Annotated in this window: 10 protein-coding genes; 4 read left to right on the forward strand and 6 right to left on the reverse strand. The window is 37.6% G+C overall.

The genetic code is table 11. The features are described from left to right. Nucleotides 1-49: 49 nt before the first annotated feature. The 6 genes from ASF92_RS10265 to ASF92_RS10290 all read right to left on the reverse strand — a co-directional run bounded on the left by ASF92_RS10265 (nt 50) and on the right by ASF92_RS10290 (nt 12,336). Nucleotides 50-2,431, reverse strand: a complete 2,382-nt coding sequence (locus ASF92_RS10265; protein WP_056091955.1) for an ABC transporter permease — start codon at nt 2,429-2,431, stop codon at nt 50-52. 73 nt (nt 2,432-2,504) lie between these two features. Beyond that, a complete protein-coding gene (locus ASF92_RS10270; protein ID WP_056091956.1) occupies nt 2,505-4,883 on the reverse strand; it encodes an ABC transporter permease in 2,379 nt (792 codons plus the stop codon). A gap of 240 nt (nt 4,884-5,123) precedes the next feature. Then, on the reverse strand, nt 5,124-7,499 hold the full coding sequence (locus ASF92_RS10275) for an ABC transporter permease (protein ID WP_056091960.1): 2,376 nt from the start codon (nt 7,497-7,499) through the stop codon (nt 5,124-5,126). Nucleotides 7,500-7,573: 74 nt separating this feature from the next. Then, complete coding sequence (locus ASF92_RS10280) at nt 7,574-9,943, reverse strand: ABC transporter permease (RefSeq protein WP_056091963.1); 2,370 nt, start codon at nt 9,941-9,943, stop codon at nt 7,574-7,576. Between the two features lie 288 nt (nt 9,944-10,231). Further along, complete coding sequence (locus ASF92_RS10285; RefSeq protein ID WP_056091966.1) at nt 10,232-10,930, reverse strand: ABC transporter ATP-binding protein; 699 nt, start codon at nt 10,928-10,930, stop codon at nt 10,232-10,234. 161 nt (nt 10,931-11,091) lie between these two features. Then, nucleotides 11,092-12,336: an efflux RND transporter periplasmic adaptor subunit gene (locus ASF92_RS10290; protein ID WP_056093244.1), complete on the reverse strand. Its 1,245-nt coding sequence runs from the start codon at nt 12,334-12,336 to the stop codon at nt 11,092-11,094. Between the two features lie 342 nt (nt 12,337-12,678). Here ASF92_RS10290 and ASF92_RS10295 point away from each other — a divergent pair, with 342 nt between their 5' ends. The 4 genes from ASF92_RS10295 to ASF92_RS21020 all read left to right on the forward strand — a co-directional run bounded on the left by ASF92_RS10295 (nt 12,679) and on the right by ASF92_RS21020 (nt 18,287). After that, entirely contained in the window at nt 12,679-14,049 is a 1,371-nt protein-coding gene (locus tag ASF92_RS10295; protein WP_056091969.1) for a sigma-54 dependent transcriptional regulator, read from the forward strand. A 186-nt stretch (nt 14,050-14,235) separates the two neighbouring features. Next, nucleotides 14,236-15,498: a PAS domain-containing sensor histidine kinase gene (locus ASF92_RS10300; RefSeq protein WP_231729789.1), complete on the forward strand. Its 1,263-nt coding sequence runs from the start codon at nt 14,236-14,238 to the stop codon at nt 15,496-15,498. Between the two features lie 202 nt (nt 15,499-15,700). Beyond that, nucleotides 15,701-17,890 carry a bifunctional alpha,alpha-trehalose-phosphate synthase (UDP-forming)/trehalose-phosphatase gene (locus ASF92_RS10305; RefSeq protein ID WP_056091975.1) on the forward strand — a complete coding sequence of 730 codons (2,190 nt, stop codon included), beginning with the start codon at nt 15,701-15,703 and terminating at the stop codon, nt 17,888-17,890. Nucleotides 17,891-18,080: 190 nt separating this feature from the next. After that, nucleotides 18,081-18,287, forward strand: coding sequence for a hypothetical protein (locus tag ASF92_RS21020; RefSeq protein WP_157263826.1), 207 nt, complete (start codon nt 18,081-18,083; stop codon nt 18,285-18,287). Nucleotides 18,288-18,356: the final 69 nt, after the last annotated feature.

Here is an 18,356-nt window from a genome sequence, read left to right on the forward strand (position 1 = left end):
AAGACTCAAAACAGTTTGCTTTAGTCTTTGGTCTTTAGGCTTTCAGCTTTCATTCATATTTAAGTGCATCAACCGCATTCGCTTTCGCTACTTTGAAAGTTTGGAGGCTAACGGTTAAAAGGGCAATAATTATTGATGTGAATAGGGCTAATACAAAAGGCCAGAGATTGATGGTGATTTTATAGTCGTATTTTTCAAGCCATTTGCTTACCAGAATATAAGCGACCGGAATTGCAATAAGATTTGAAATGATAACCAATTTCATAAAATCTTTATTTAGCAGCACCAAAATGTCAGATAAATTTGCGCCCAATACTTTACGAATGCTGATTTCTTTACTCCTTTGTTCTGCCATATAAAGTGCTAATCCTAATAAGCCAAGGCATGAAATAAAGATTGCAAAGCCACCAAAAATATTAGAAAGCACACTTAACAGTTTTTCACTTCGTATTTTATCTGCCATACCCTCACTTACCAATTTAATTTCAGCGGGATAAGCAGGATTTATGCGTTGACTTACCTCTTTAATCTTATCAATTGACGTGGTAAGCGATTGCCTGGTACTCAACTTCAATAGCAAGGATTTGCTATCACGAAGGTTATAATAGTAAACTGTTGGAGATACTTTCGAACCGAGCGATTCGTTGAAAAAATCCTGAACAACACCCACAACCTTAAGTGGTGGATTATCTCCCCAGTGAATTACTGTACCGACTGGGTTTTTCAAACCCATAAGTTTAACTGCTTCTTGATTAAGCAGTAAAGATGTAGCTGTATCTGCGGGGAATTTCGGCGAGAAATCGCGTCCTGCAATCAATTTAACCCCTGCTGTATTCGCAAAATCGAAGCCTGTGCTTCGGTAACTCACTATAGAAACGTCATTTTTAGGCTTACCCGGCCATGATAAATCGCCGGTGATATTTCCACCTCTCGTAAATGTACCCGCATATTCACTTGCTGATTCTATTGCCCCTGCACGTTTAAGTTCATTTTTGAAGACTTCCAGTTTACCCGGTTTTGCCAGCTCACCCTCCAAGTCTATTTGAGCGAGAGCTGCAACATCAAAGCCCAGCGGTTTATCTCTCATATATTGAATCTGCTTGTAGATTACAAGGGCAGAAATAATCATACAGATAGATAGGCTGAATTGCAATACCACCAATACTTTGCGGATAGAAAGTGAGCCCGCTGAACCTTTGAATCCTTTTAAAACCTTTACAGGAATAAATGAAGACAGGTAAAAAGCAGGGTAACTTCCAGCGAATAAACCGGTAATTAAAACCAGGCTGCAAAGTGTGATCCAAAAAGGCACGGCGCTGTAATTAATTAGGATTTTGATATCCAGTAAATTATTGAAATATGGAAGCAATACCTCTAACAAGGTAAATGCAATAAGCATAGCTACAAACGACAGAATTAATGATTCAATTAGGAACTGTCCCATTATCGTATTTCTTGAAGAGCCTAACGCTTTACGAACCCCTACTTCACGGGCACGTTTTTCAGAACGTGCGGTGGATAGATTCATGTAGTTGATGCAAGCAATTAATAACACGCAAAAAGCCAGAAAAATAAATAGTTTAACCTGATCTACCCGGCCGCCCACTGATTTTCCGTTTTGGAAATCCTCATATAAATGCATTTTAGAATAAGGAAAAAGAAAAGGCTCGTAGGTCATTTCCTTTAGTTCCGGCTCTTTATCAACAATAAACGTTCGCAACAACTTATTTGTCGCCTCTAATGATACGTTATCTTTTAACTCGAAATAAGTAAAACAGGTTATGGTGCCCCAGCCATTATTTTTATCATCAGGATTAAGCTCATCGAAGAATGACCAGGGATGCAAAACATCGAATTGCATGCTTTGATTTTTTGGCAAATCTTCGATAACTGCACTAACTTTAAGCGCTTTTTTTCCATCATAAGTAATTCTTTGCCCTATAGGATTTTGATTTCCAAATAGTTTTTTAGCTGTAGTTTTGTTAATAATTAATGCGCTCGGTTCATTTAAAGCCGTATTTGCATCGCCATAAATAAAATTATAATCAAAAATTTTAACAAAATCAGGATCAACATACAATGATGTGAGCTTAAAATTAGCCCGGCCATGACTGTAAAGCTTTACATTATTTTCATTCGAAGCACGGGCACTTCGTTTAAACCCAGGCAATTCTTGCATTGCTGTTTTTGAAAGTTTACTTGGTAAGGCCATAGTTGTAGCCAATTTGCCATTAAACTTCAGATTTAACCCTGTAATATAGATTTTATCTATGTTTTTAAATTGCTTATCGTAACTCCACTCGTAGCTAACATATAGCAGCAACATTAAACAACAAGCCATTCCAATGGCAAGACCACCAATATTTATGAGTGTGAAACCTTTATTCTTCCAAAGATTTCGAATGGCGATTTTAAAGTTTAATTTGAACATATTTTAGTATCGAGTATTTAGTATCAAGTATCAAGACACCAGCAATTCGCTTTAGTCTTTGGTCTTTAAGCTTTTATTCGTATTTCAAAGCATCAACCGGGTTCGATTTTGCGGTTTTATACGCTTGAAAACTCACAGTAATTACAGCCATCGTTAAAGTTCCTATAGCTGCAACAGGAATTATCCACCAGCTTATTTCCGTACGAAATTCAAAGTTGTCCAGCCATTTATTCATTGCAAAATAACTTACCGGCACCGCGATAAAAATGGCAACCACAATCATTTTCATAAACGAAAGGGATAGCAATTGCATTAAATTTGCAACCGATGCGCCAAGTACTTTTCGCACGCCAAATTCTTTTGTCCTTTGCTCCGCACTGTAAGCAACCAGACCGAATAAACCCATGCAAGACACGAAAATTGCGAGTCCGCCGAATAGATTTGAAAGAATGCCTAAGGTTTTTTCTGATTTGTATTTCTCATGGTATAAGGAGTTTACAAAAGTAAGTTCCGTTGGATATGCGGGATTAAAAGTCTTAGTGATCCTGCTGATGGTTTCTATATTACTTTGTAAACTGTTTGCATTATTCAGACGCATCGTAATGGTGCCCGTTTGCTTTGGATTTAAAAATACAACCTGCGGATTGTTTGATTTATAAGGCGAATCCCAAACGTAATCGTCAAAAACACCAATGATATAAGCATTAGTACCATAAAGATTTACCCTTTTACCGATAGGATTTTTATAACCAAATACCTTCACAGCTGAGGCACTAACCAGTAAGGCACTTGTATCCGAAGCGAAGTTTTTCGAGAAATCCCGTCCCTCGAGTAATTTAATACCATTTGTTTTAATAAAATCATACGAGGTAGCCACCTGATTAAACATCACTGTATTTTCGGGCTTCGTCATGCCATCCCACGTAATGTCCATAAAGTTGCGGCCATGATGAGAAAGACTAACCGACGATTGATACACCGATTTTATTGCCCCGGATTTAAGCAATTCAGCTTTAAAAGGCTCGAATTTGGTTTTCAATTCTCCATCCTGAGGAATCTCCACCAAAGCATTCACATCGAAGCCAACCGGCTTGTTTTTGATGTATTGAATCTGGCGATAGATAACCAGAGTTGCAATAATCAGAATAATGGCGAAGCAGAACTGGCCAACAACCAGCACTTGCCTTAAGCTTATGCTTAAAAATCCTTTAGCCGAAATTTTTCTTTTTAGTGTTTGAATTGGATTAAAAGCCGACAAGTAAAATGCCGGATAACTGCCTGCAATTAAACCGGTAGTGATTACAATCCCCAGGATACCAAACCAACTTGCTGTATTGAAGTATGAAATCCCCAGATTTATATTCAGAAGCTGATTAAATGCTGGCAGGCAAAGTTCTATCAATGCTATTGCTACGACAACAGCAACCAAAGTTAATACCATTGATTCGGTCAGAAACTGAAAAATTAATGAGCTTCGATTAGCACCGATGGTTTTCTTGATGCCCACTTCTTTTGCCCGTTTTTCTGACTTAGCCGTAGCCATGTTCATAAAATTGATGCAAGCGATTAGCAATATCCCAAAGGCCAAACCAACAAAAAGCCAGATTTGCTCAATATCGCCACCTACACTTTTACCATTTTCGAATTTACCAAATAAATGCAGTTTGCTGGCCTGGTACAAAAAATGCGGCTGTGATTGTGGGTTTTGTGGTGTATTTGCCTTCACCAACGCCTCAACTTTACGGTTTACCAACTCAATATTGGCATCCGGATTAAGCGAAACCATGGTTACAAAACTATAATTCGTCCAGTTTAAATCCTTTGCACTGTCATCGACAATCTCGTAAAATGACCAGGGCATCAAAAAGTCGAAACGATTAGAACTATTTTCAGGTAAATCTTTAATTATGCCGGTAATGGTTAGATTTTCTTTATCCTGATAACGAACCGATTTATTCAGTACATCAGCGGTTCCAAATAAAATTTTGGCTGTACTTTCTGTTAAAATGACCGAAAGTGGGTTGGTTAATGCGGTTTGCGGATCGCCGGCAATAAACTCGTAATCGTATAGTTTAAGGATGTCAGGTTCGGCAAACTTCGAATTTTTCTTATAACTATTTCGTCCGTTCGCTATTAAACTTTTTTTGCCATAATCCATTCGGACAACATATTTTACTTCCGGCAATTTTTCTTTTAAAAGAGGACCTAATGCCGTTGTAGAACCATTGAAGGTGCCGGCAATCTTGTTTCCCTCGCCAGGAACATTCGTCATGGCTACATAAACATTACGCCAGTTTTTTGCCTGCTTATCGAAATTCCATTCGTACGAAACATATAGCAGCAACATCAAACAGGCTGCAAGGCCGATAGCCAAACCGATTACATTGATGAAAGACGACGTTTTGTTCTTCCAAAGGTTCCGCAAAGCGATTTTTAAGTTTAATTTGAACATGGTAGTATCAAGTATTTAGTATCAAGTATCAAGACCAATTCGCTTTAGTCTTTGGTCTTTAAGCTTTCATCTTTTATTCGTATTTCAACGCATCAACAGGAATTGCTTTAACCATTTAGTATCAGGTATCAAGACCAATTCACTTTAGTCTTTGGTCTTTAAGCTCTTGGCTTTTTTAGTATCAAGTATTAAGTATCAAGTATCAAGGCACAGCAAATTGTGTTAGTCTTAGCCTTGACTTTATTCATATTTAAGTGCATCAACAGGGTTTGCTTTAACCGCTTTCTTCGCCTGAACACTAACCGTTATTACAGTTAATAAAATGGTAATTATTGCACTACTAACGAATGGCATTACAGGTAAATCAATTCGGTATGCGAAGGTGTCCAGCCATTTTTTAGTTAGGATATAAGCTACCGGCCACGAAATTACGTTTGCCGAAAGCACCATAACAAAAAATGAACTATTAATTAATTTAAAGATTTGAACATCGCTTGCACCTAAAATTTTACGTACCGCGATTTCTTTAATTCTGCCATTGGTGATGTACTTTGCAAAGGCAAACAAGCCTAAAATAGCGATGAAGATGGTGAGCAATGCCGCTGCAAAGAACACCGATTGCAACTGTTCCTGCTTTTTGAAGAGTTTGCCATAAAGTTCATCTAAAAACTCATACCTGAAATCTTCTCCATCTTTTGGATTTATCTGAGGCCATTGCGCTTTCAATGCCGCTAAAGCCGAAGAAATTTTGTTTTCCTCAATCTTCAGCATAATTTGAGTTTTATAATTGCCGCAAGGGTTTTTAATCGAGTAAATGGTTGGTTGAACTGCACTTTCAAATCCCTGAGCCTTAAAATCTTTAATTACACCAACAATTTTATAATCAATATTGCAGCCTCTGATTGTTTTACCAACCGGATCTTTCATACCATATTTTGCAACAGTGCTCTCATTTATCACAGCAGAATTTGCAGTGTCCGTACTGAATGACTTTGAGAAAAAACGCCCCTCTTTTAATTTGATATCAAGCGTCTCAAAGTAATCAAAATCTACATCTATAAAATCCAGACTGGATTGCACACCCTCGAAAGTGTAACCATTAGCTCCACCATCTGCACCATCAGGAATATCAGTGGCTACGGTGGCCGATCTTATTCCAGGAATTTTTAAAATTTTATCTCTTACAGGAGCGAATTTTTCAGGTTTATTAAACATACTGATGTTCTTAATATACACGACTTGATTTGCCGTAAAACCTAAATCCTCACTTCGCATGTACTTGAGCTGTGAATTGATAATAAATAAACCGATAATAAAAATTACTGCTACACTGAACTGAAAGACTAATAATCCATTTCGCAACCAAGAACTTTGTTTACTTGTAGAAAAATTACCCTTTAGCACCAACGCTGGCTTGAAACCGGATAATACCAAAGCTGGATAAGTGCCGGCAATTATGGTAATCAGACATAAAATCAAGGGCAATTGCCAAAATAGATTATTTTCGATGGTCCAGATGGATAAGTTAACCTGAAAAAGGTTGTTGAAATATGGCAATACCAGTTCGGCTAAAATTAATCCAATAATTGTAGCTACAAAGCACTGAATAAATATTTCGGCGAGAAATTGCGTCGTAAGCTGAAAACGGTATGCGCCCATTACCTTTTTAATTCCCACTTCCTTTGCTCGTTTCGTTGCCTGAGCAATATTCAGATTTGTAAAATTGACACAAGCAATAACAAGAATTAAAATTCCTAGCGCTGAAAGGGCAATTAATATTTTGTAGGGCGCATCATTACCTGCCTTTGGCCTGAGGTGCAAGTTGGCAAGCGGGTCTAAAAACGTGGAAATACCTTTTATTTCTTCAATTATCTTTTGATCTGTTTCGCCTTTTAATAATTCTTTGCGATATAAGTCAGTGATTTTATGCTCAAGATTTACAACATTTGTTCCTGGTTTTACCTGAATATACGTGGTGTAGTTATTGTATCCGTAGTTCTCGTCCTTCCCTATTTCATTGCCTATTGAAATGCCATCAAAAGTAATATTTGAATGCAAATTGTTAGTGATTGAACCATTGATTTTGCTGGTAATACCTGAATTGCTTGCACCAACACCAACCATTTCCGGTTTGTTATCTTTTTTGTCAGGAAACAGTACTTTCATGTTTTCCTTACTCAGGTACGAAAGCCTTTCGATACCGCCAGCAGGTTTTTCCAACCCACCTACAGGTTTCAAATCGAGAATTTTAGCTGCATTGTAATCAGCCTGCATAAAGTTTTTCGCAAATAATGTATTTTTGCCGTTCTTCATGGTGAATTCGAAAAAACCACGTTTGGTAATTCCTGCTTCTTCTACTTCGGGGAAATTCAGTTTAATGGCTTTGGCCAAAGGCGGCGAAGTGTAGTTTGTTTTAAAATCAGGTTCAATCCGCCCAACGACGTAAATGTTTTTATAATTCGGATTCGATTTATCGAAACTGGTTTCGTAAGTAAAATACAGAACCACTAAAATAAAAGCAGCTAAAGCAATAGCTAAACCACCAATGTTAATTGAAGTAATGCCCCTATTTTTCCAAAGGTTTCGCAACGCGATTTTTAAGTTTAATCTAAACATAGTATCAAGTAGTTAGTATCAAGTATCAAGAACCGGCTTTTCGCTTTAGTCTTTGGTCTTTAAGCTTTCAGCTTTTATTCGTATTTTAAAGCATCAACAGGATTGGCCTTTGCCACCTTCAACGATTGTACGCTAACGGTTAAAACGGCGATCAAAACTGATAATCCGATGGCGATAATAAATGGCAGAGCAGAAATCGAAATGCGGTATTCATAAGCAGAAAGCCATTTATTGATGATGATGTATGCCAAGGGAAAAGCAATTACGTTCGCAATAGCGACCAGCTTGATAAAATCTTTATTTAAAAGAGTAAGAATATTTGCAGTACTCGCACCTAAAACTTTACGGATGCTGATTTCTTTTTTGCGTTGTTCGGCCATGAAAAGCGCTAGTCCTAATAAGCCTAGGCAAGAAATGAAGATCGCAAAGCCACCAAACCAGTTTGAAAGCGTTCCCAAAAGTTTTTCGTTTTGAAATTTTACTTCAAAAGATTCATCCACAAATTTTCGGTTAACAGGATAATCAGGCTCTATTTTTTTAACCAAATCGTCTATTGTTAACAAAGAAGAACTGATATTTTGGTTAGGATTTAAACGAACAATGATAACGGATGAGCCATCTCTATAACTCGGGTAAAATATCATTGGTGCCACTTTTTGATAAGCACTTTCAACAACAAAATCTTTAATCACACCAACGTTTGTAAGCTTAGTATCGCCCCAGGTAATAATGGCACCAACCGGGTTTTTAAGTCCCATCATTTTTACGGCAGCCTCATTTAACATCACACTATTACTATCGCTTTTGGAAGTTGCTAAAAATTCCCTCCCACTTATCAACTCGGTACCAATGGTTTTTATAAAATCGCTTCCTATTCCTCTATTATTAAATAAAACCGATTCCCCCCGGTTTTTACCATCCCAGGATATGTCCGTTGTATTGTTTCCGTTTTCAGTAATGTCTTTACTGAAGAAAGTCACATCTGATGCTGCGCCAGATTTTAACAATTGGGTCTTAAGCAAATCCAGCTTACTATCATCACCCATTTTGCCTTGAACTGCAATTTGAATCAAATTAGATTTATCATAACCAATTGGCTTATTTTTAACATAGTTAAGTTGCTGGTAAATGACGGACGTGCAAACAATTAAGCATGCAGCAAAAACGAACTGAGTAACCACCAAAACTTTCCTGATAGAAACGGATGAATCTGTTTTAATTTTTAAACCTTTTAATACTTTAATAGGTTCGAAAGAAGACAAATACAAGGCTGGGTAGCTTCCCGCAATAAAGCCTGTAAAAATCATTAAACCTAAAAGTGTAGCCCAGAATCCCATGCTGTTATAATCAATTTTCAGTTCGATATTTAGTAAATTATTAAAATATGGCAAACTCACCTCAATAAGAATGAAAGCCAAAACAGTGGAAATAAAAGTTATAAAAACCGATTCAAGTAAGAACTGACCGATTAGAGATTTTCTGGTAGAGCCAATTGCCTTACGAATACCTACTTCTTTAGACCTACGCTCCGAACGTGCTGTAGATAAATTCATAAAGTTTACACATGCGATCAGCAGAATACAAAAGGCAAGCAAAAGGAATATTTTAAGTTGTTCAATTTTTCCTCCAACCGATTTTCCATTTTGAAAATCGTCGTACAAATGCCACTTGGTTAATGGATGTAATAATGCTTCTGCTGTATTATCTTTTTGGTTTCTTTTATAGATGCCTTTCATATCGGCATTTGCCGATGTAAAAAAGCTATTGTTTTTTAATTGAACAATAGTAAGGCACATATTATTTCCCCAGTTCTTTCCTTTCGCCCAGGATTCTCTTTTTTCAAAAAGCGCCCAAGGCATAATGCATTCAAAAACTATGCTATTGTTTGGAGTAACATCTTCAATTATCGCCTCTACTTTCAATACATCCTGATTCTCAAGTTTAACCATTTTGTTAATCGGGTCTTCATTGCCAAATAATTTTTGTGAAAAAGATTTGGTTAGGATGATCGTATTTACGCCTTTTAAAACTTGATTTGGATTACCTTTTATAAATTTATAATCTAATATCTTAACAAATGATGGGTCGGCAAAAACAACTCTACTATTTATTTTCTTTTCGCCTGCGCTAATTAATTTTCCATTTGGATAAGTAGAATGTGATGCGTATTTAACACCGGGAATTTTTGCAGCAACCTCTTCAGCCATTGCATTTGGTGTCCACGCCCAACTGAAAATCTTTCCATTTGCAGGTGCATTCTGATATACCACATAAGTTTTATCACTGTTTGTAAATTGTTTATCATAGCTCCACTCGTAAGCAACATAAAGTAACAAAACCATACAACTGGCTAAACCAATGGCTAATCCGCCGATATTGATCAGGGAGAAGCCCTTGTTTTTCCAAAGGTTTCGTAAAGCGATTTTTAAGTTAAGTCTAAACATGGTGGTATCAGGTATAAGGTATCGAGTATTTAGTGTCAGGTATTTGGTATCAAGTATTAAGTATCAGGTATCAAGACCTTGCAAAACGCCTAAGTCTTCTTGCATTAGTCGTTTCTTTTTAGTCTTTCTGCTTTTTTAAGCGCCCGCCCCGAATCTTCCCATCCAGGAAGATTCGGCTGGACTATCATTAAACTAAAACTATTTTCTTTGAGGTTGAGCGCTTAAGGGTATAGGGTTTAAGGTACTCGCGCTAACCCTACGCCTTATACCCTTCACCTTAAACCTTTCTTATATCAACTCCTCGTTTTTGCTTTTATTTATTTTTTCAGAAATCACGTGACCATCTTTTAGGTTAATGATCCTGTTCGAAAAACTGGCATCGTGACTCGAGTGTGTAACCATTACAATGGTGGTACCCGTTTCGTTCAGCTCGCAAAGCAACTCCATTACTTCGTTACCGTGCGAACTATCGAGGTTACCGGTCGGCTCATCGGCTAAAACCAATTTTGGTTTGGTAACCAAAGCTCTTGCCACGGCAACACGCTGCTGCTGACCACCAGAAAGTTGTTGCGGGAAGTGACCACTACGGTTTACAATATTCATCCTTTCGATAATTTCGTTAACTAGTGTTTTGCGTTCGCCGGCGGGAATTTTATTGTATATCAACGGCAATTCGATGTTTTCAAAAACAGTTAACTCATCAATTAAGTTGAAATTCTGGAAAACGAATCCCATATTTCTTTTACGGAAATTAGAACGCTCCCTGTCGTTTAAAGTTAAAAGTTCGGTATCGATGAACTTATAACTTCCACTTTCTGGTTTATCCAACAAACCCATAACGTTTAACAAGGTAGATTTCCCACAGCCTGACGGCCCCATGATGGACACAAATTCACCCTCTTTGACGTGAAGGTTAATTCCGTTTAATGCTGTGGTTTCCACTTCTTCAGTTTTATAAACTTTTTCCAGATTTTCTATTTTAATCATAGCTTTTTAGTATCAAGTATTTAGGCCCCACCCAACCCTCCCCAATAGGGAGGGCTTTTGGAGTTTTTATATTAAATTATTTTATGCCAACAAGTTAGCTTTTTCTTTATTTAGGTTTTGCACTTTGCTCTCCTCCCCTTTGGGGAGGCCGGGTGGGGCTATTATTTATTAATCTCCACCTCGTCGTATTGGTTAAACTGGTCATAAGAGGATGTGATTACTTCATCGCCTTTTTGCAAACCATCCAATATTTCATAATACAAGTAATTTTTTCTGCCTATTTTAACATTTTTCTTAGTTGCCTTGCCATTGTTCACCACAAATACCCATGAACCGCCCGTACTCTGGAAAAACTGACCCTGAGCTAGCAATAAAGACTTGCTGTTGTCTGATAAGGTTAATTTGGTTTGAAGTGACAAACCACGGCGCAGGCCATTAGGAGCAGCACCTTTAAAAACCATTTCCACCTGGAACTGACCTGCTGTAACCTCTGGAATAACTTTACTAACAGTTAGGTTATAGGTTTTTCCATTGAATTCACAGGTCGATGTTTGCCCCTCTTTTACTCGATTAATATAGTATTCATCCACGCCAGCCTGCAATTTATATCCTTGCAATACATCAATTTTCCCAATCATCTCGTTTGAGTTATAAGATTTACCAATTACCGGATCGTAAGAAGAAAGCTTACCAGAAACCGGTGCTTTGATGGTCATATTTTCGATGTTCTTGCGAATCATTTCCAAACTTTCATTCATCTGTCTCATCGACTGATCGATTTGAGCAAGCTGCATTCTTCTGCTTTGATTCTCTTGTTTTACCGCCTGGCGAACAATTTTAAGTTTACCCTGGTAATATTCGTAATCCTGATTTGATTTATTAAATTCCTGAAGTGTAATCACCTTCTTTGTAAAAAGTGCACTATCCAAACGATATTGTCTTGCAGCTGTTCTTAAGCTATTTTCAACATCTAAAACATCCTGATTTAAAACCCTTTGATTTTGCTCCAAATCTAATCGGGATTTACGCAGCTGATTGATTTGTTCGGTAGCGGCGGTTTGGCTGGAGGTGTAACTTAACATTGCATTAGAATTCGAGATTCTCAATAATGGCGTACCTTTTATTACAGAAGCGCCATTCTCAGTAAATATTTCAGCAACCGTTCCCCCTTCTGATGAACTTACAATAACCGAAGTTAACGGAACAACGCTGGCATTTAAAAGCACCACATCTTCAAAATCGCCGTATTCCACTTTACTTATGGTCAATTTTTCGGCATCGGCACTGTATGTTTTTTTTAATGATAAAGTATAGCCATAAATCACAACCGCTATAAAAGCAATCGCGCCACCTAACATAATTAAGGTTTTGGTACCAAATCTTTTCTTCTCTATCTTTTTATCCATTGTTCGGTTATACTGTTTGATTTCCTTAACAACCAAGCTTGTGCCAAAGCATTTAAACTCATTTAAACACTTAATAATCAATTTTTTATAAATTTTTGTGCTTTTAAACTGTTCATTATCGAACAGTTTATGTGCGAGAGCGGACAGTTTAGTTATTTTTGAGGAAGGAAACTCATCCCTGAATCCAATCTACTTGAAGTGAAGGGTTAGGGAGTAGAAAAAGCAAAGTAGAAAGAAATTTGGTTCCAACTACTTAGCCAAAGTGTTTCTCTTCTCAAAGAGAGAGACAACACAAAGAAAAAATACTTACCTTAATAGGGTGAGCTTTTAAAATATAAATTCATGTTAGACGCCACAGTTTTAATCATCGATGACGATGACGACATTCTTTTAAGCGCCCGCTTATTTTTAAAACAGCAGGTAAAACAAGTGATCACCTGCAAATCGCCTAAAGAAATCAATGTGCTGTTAAGCAAAAACGAAGTTGATATCATTCTGCTCGATATGAACTATCAGAAAGGCGCGAGCGATGGCCGCGAAGGTTTGTATTGGCTGGAACATATTTTATCGATAGATAAAGACTATGTTGTTATTCTGATGACTGCTTTTGGAAATGTAGAACTTGCGGTTAAAGCGATTAAAAAAGGTGCTACCGACTTTATTCTTAAACCTTGGGAAAATGAAAAGCTTTTTGCAACCATTTCTGCGGCATCGAAACTCCGTGAATCGACGAGAAAAGTTAAGAAACTGGAGAAAATCCATACTTCACTACATAAAGATATGACCCGCGGTTTCGAGCATATTGTGGGCGAGGCCGATGGAATAAAACAACTTCAGAATACCTTATTAAAAGTTGCACCCACTGATGCCAACGTTTTAATCCTGGGCGAAAATGGTACAGGCAAGCAGGTTTTCGCCTACGAAATCCATGGAAATTCGCAGCGCAAAAACCAGGTTTTTATGCATGTAGATTTGGGCTCACTAAATGAAAATCTTTTTGAAAGTGAACTTTTTGGCTATGCCAAAGGTGCTTTTACGGATGCGAAGGAAGATAAACCAGGCAGATTCGAACTGGCAGACGGTGGGACAATATTTTTGGACGAGATTGGAAACCTAACTTTGCCACTGCAGGCAAAATTATTGAGTGTTTTACAAAACCGAACGGTTACGCGACTCGGCGAAAGTAAAGAGCGCAAAGTTAATGTTCGGTTGATTACGGCTACCAATATGCCGTTAAACGAGATGGTTGGTAAAAACACCTTCAGGCAAGATTTACTTTTTAGGATTAATACCGTTGAATTGTTACTGCCGCCATTAAGAAAACGTGGTGGAGACATATTGTTGCTGGCCAATCATTTTATGCAGGTTTTTAGTTCGAAATACCACAAAGAAACCCGAAGTTTAAGCCATAAAGCCGAAGATATTTTACTTAATTATAAATGGCCGGGGAATGTCCGTGAATTGCAACACGTTTTAGAAAGGGCCGTTATTATGAGCGATGGAAATGAAATCTCAGAAGAAGACTTACAATTAAGTCCGCAGCGTTTTACACAAAATACCGCCATGCCTGATGAAATGGCACTAGGCGAGATGGAAAAAATGATGGTACAAAAAGCCATAGATAAACACAAAGGGAATATATCAAAAGCAGCGGCAGAACTCGGTCTAACCCGTGCAGCATTATACAGGAGAATAGAGAAATTCGGGATTTGAGCTGAAAGTGAAAAGCTTAAGATTAAAGCTGCACCCCACTTCGATCTCTAAGCTTTGGTCTTTCACCTTTAGTCTTTTAGCTTAAAAAACATGTTTTATAAACGCTTTACTTTTCGTTTGATATCCAGGTTGGTCCTCATCAATCTATTGGGTTACCTCTTATTTTATCTAATTAAAAACACCCAATTGTGGTTTACCATTATTGGCGTGAGTTTGATTTTATTGGGCTCTATAATTTCGCTTTATTATTACATTAACGAAATTCGTTCTGATATTAAGCGATTTATTTTAGCTGTAAAAACCCGCGACCACACACTTAATTTTAAAAATAAAGCCACTAAGGGAAGTTTTCCCGAACTTTATGAATCTTTTGGAGAAATTCTACATGTACACAAACAGATTCGTATGGAACAGGAAGCGATGTTCCAACTGATTAAGACCATTTTAGAGCAGGTTCCGGTCGGCGTAATCGTAGTTAACAATACCAAAACAGCACAGAATAACGAGGAAATTGCATTTTTCAATCAGGCTGCATCGACTTTATTAGGTGTGCCGGCATACAAATACTGGCATCGGCTACAACAACATTTACCAAATTTTGCATATGAGGTAGACCAGATTTCATCAGGTGGAAAGCGCTTTTTGGAACTAAAAATCCAGGAGAAATTGATTCAATTATCAACGGAGGTAATCCCATTGAATCTTTATGGGAAGAATTATACCATCATCAGTTTCCAAAATATAAAAGACGAAATTGAGCAAAAAGAAACAGAAGCCTGGAACAGGTTAATCGGTGTAATCTCACATGAAATATTAAATTCCATCACGCCTATAAGTTCGTTATCCGATACCATTAATAGCATGGTTACGGAAAAAGAAAACCTCGATCAGGATGAAATGGAAGATCTAAAAACAGCTTTACAAACGATTAAGCGGCGTTCTGCCGGTTTATTGGATTTTGTTAAGGACTATCGTTTAATCGCAGAGTTGCCAACGCCGAATTTAGAGTCACACACGATTGGAGAAATCCTGAAACACATTAAAGTGCTGATGCAACCTTTCGCGAAAATTAAAAACGTGGTATTAGATGTAGAAAAAACATCATCGAAGATCACAGTTCAGCTTGACTTAAAATTAATTGAACAAGTTCTTATTAACCTAATAACGAACAGCATTTATTCCGTAGAGGAAAATGAAAATCCCCATATTTCGGTCAATTACCGACTGGAAAACACCAAACTTTACATAGATGTAACTGATAATGGAAAAGGAATTGAATCCCCAGATTTGGAAAAAATCTTCGTTCCGTTTTACACCACCCGTAAAAATGGCTCGGGCATTGGTTTAACCATTAGCCGGAACATTATGAAAATGCACCGTGGTAGTATTGAAGTAATCTCCATACCAAATGAACAAACAACTTTTTCTCTGTTGTTTAATTATATATAGCTTTTGACAAAAAATAACTTTGTTAACCTCCTCTTGACCAGTAAGTCTTGATTGCTATTAATTAAATTTTTATTCCAATTAAGTGTAAACTATTCAATCGACTGATGAAACTTTTTAATCATTTGAATGTTTTTTTAGCCTAAAAATTCAAACAAAAATAAACTTAGCTGCTTTTATTTATGTGGATACATCAAATACAAGCATGAAGACAGTTATAATATCGAACAGATTACCTGTTAAGATCGTCGAAGAAAACAATCAATATACTATTATTCCAAGTGAGGGTGGCCTAGCTACCGGACTTGGAGACGTATACAAAACAGGGAACTCAATCTGGGTGGGATGGCCAGGCATTGAAGTTCCCGAAGAGCGGCAAGAGGAGGTTACGCAAAAATTAGCCGAGCTTAACCTTTCCCCAGTTTTCCTGACTCAGGAAGAAATCAATTTATATTATGAGGGTTTTTCAAACGAAGTATTATGGCCCGTTTTTCATTACCTGGTAACCTACGCACATTACGAGCAAAGCTATTGGGATTGCTACAAATCAGTTAATCATAAATTTGCCAAAAGTGCCCTGCAGGTACTTGACATGAAAGATAAAATATGGATTCAGGATTATCAATTGATGTTGCTCCCCGAAATATTGAGGGAAAAACGCCCAAATTTGACCATTGGATTCTTCCAGCATATCCCCTTTCCTTCTTACGAAATTTTCAGGTTGATACCTTGGCGTGAAGAATTGCTTCAAGGTTTGATTGGCGCAGATCTAATTGGTTTCCATACTTATGATGATGTTCGCCATTTTATAAGCACAGCAACACGCTTACTTCCTGTAAATTCATCATCAAATGTACTGAACAGCAACGATCGGCAAATCGTTATAGAAGCCTTTCCTATGGGTATTGATTTCGAAAAATTTTCAACCTTAACGGATACAGAAATAGTCAGACAAGAAATATCCAATTTTAAAAATGGAAAGGAGGATGTTAAAATTATTCTTTCGATTGACAGGCTGGATTACAGTAAAGGAATTTTAGAACGCCTCAAAGCAATCGAATTATTGCTTCAAATGCACCCTGAATATATTGGTAAAATTGAATTATTCATGATTGTGGTTCCATCGCGGGATACCGTTCCTAAATACAACGAATTGAGGGAACAGATTGACCAGTTCGTGGGCAATTTAAATGCCCGCTATCGTTCCATGGACTGGATTCCGGTCAATTATTTTTACCGTTCTTTTCCTATTGAGTTCTTATCGGCCTTATATTCATCTGCCGATGTTTGCCTGGTTACGCCAATGCGCGATGGCATGAATCTGGTTAGTAAAGAATATATAGCCAGCAGAAATAATGAAGATGGCGTGCTTATTTTAAGCGAGATGGCCGGGGCCTCAAAGGAATTGACAGAGGCATTAATTGTAAACCCGAATAATCTCGGCGATATTATGGAAGCAATTGTTGCCGCCCTAAGAATGCCTTTAAATGATCAAAAGCGTCGCATGAAAGCCATGCGTGCTACAGTTGAAAAATTCAATATTAAACATTGGGTGAACAATTTTATTTTAAAATTAAACGAAGTGAAAGAATCTCAAAAATCATTGCTAACAAAACATGCTGTGAATTCCGTTAACGAAATTATTGCAGTGAAATATGCCGAAACTCATGATAGAGTCTTGTTTTTAGATTACGATGGAACCTTAGTTGGGTTTACAGGAGATATTGATGACGCCTCGCCAGATGAAGAGCTCTATGATTTAATTGAAAATTTGATCCTTGATAATTCGAATACGGTCGTGATTATCAGCGGACGCAGACATGAGACTTTGGAAAGCTGGTTTGGCCATTTAAAGGTTGATTTGATCGCCGAACACGGTGCCTGGCAAAGAAAACAAGGGGAACAATGGACTTGTTTGCCGCTACTTACAGATCAATGGAAAAGTGAAATCAGAACATTATTAGAAACCTATACGGATAGAACGCCAGGTTCCTTCATAGAAGAAAAAAGCTTTTCCCTAGTATGGCATTATCGCAAAGCGGAAGAAGGGTTAGGTGAATTAAGAGCGAATGAAATTGTTAGTCATATGAAAATTTTAGCCGCTGATAAGGGCTTACAGCTCATGCCAGGAAACAAGGTTATAGAGTTTAAAAATATAGAGGTAAACAAAGGAAAGGCTGCATTAAACTGGCTTTACAATAAGCATCCTGACTTTGTGATGGCATTGGGAGATGACCATACCGACGAAGATATTTTTAAAGCTCTACCAGATGGTTCGATAACAGTTAAGGTTGGAAATAATTTATCAGAAGCGAAGTACTACTTGAACGATTTTAAAGAAGTTAGAAAACTGCTCTGGAGTTTGGTAAAGGAAGAATTTGTGGAGCGAGATTAATTTAACTGATGTCGTGAGGCTGAATCAAAAATAAATCCGACGCTAAGGCAAGAATTTTATTTCGTTTGCACTCATTCCCACGCAGGCGGAAACCACGATTACTCAGCGAAGCTAATCTCAAAGCGCTTTACAACAGAGTATTAGCATTCCCAATCAAGTCGGGATGATGAATCGAAATTAACTCATTCTAATGGTTCGTGTGGACACGAACCATGGCATAGGAATTAGTTTAACTTTAACGTCATTCCCACGCAGGCGGGAACCACGATTGCTCAGCGAAGCTAATCTTAAAGCGCTTTACAACAGCATTAGCATTCCCAATCAAGTCGGGAATGGCGAATCGAAAGAACTCATTTTAATGGTTCGTGTGCACACGAACCATGGCATAGGAATTTAGCTTAACTTTAACGTCATTCCCGCGCAGGCGGGAATCTTAAAGCGCTTTGTAACAGCATTAAGATTCTCA

It is taken from the genome of Pedobacter sp. Leaf176 (genome assembly GCF_001424305.1).
Classification (GTDB): domain Bacteria; phylum Bacteroidota; class Bacteroidia; order Sphingobacteriales; family Sphingobacteriaceae; genus Pedobacter.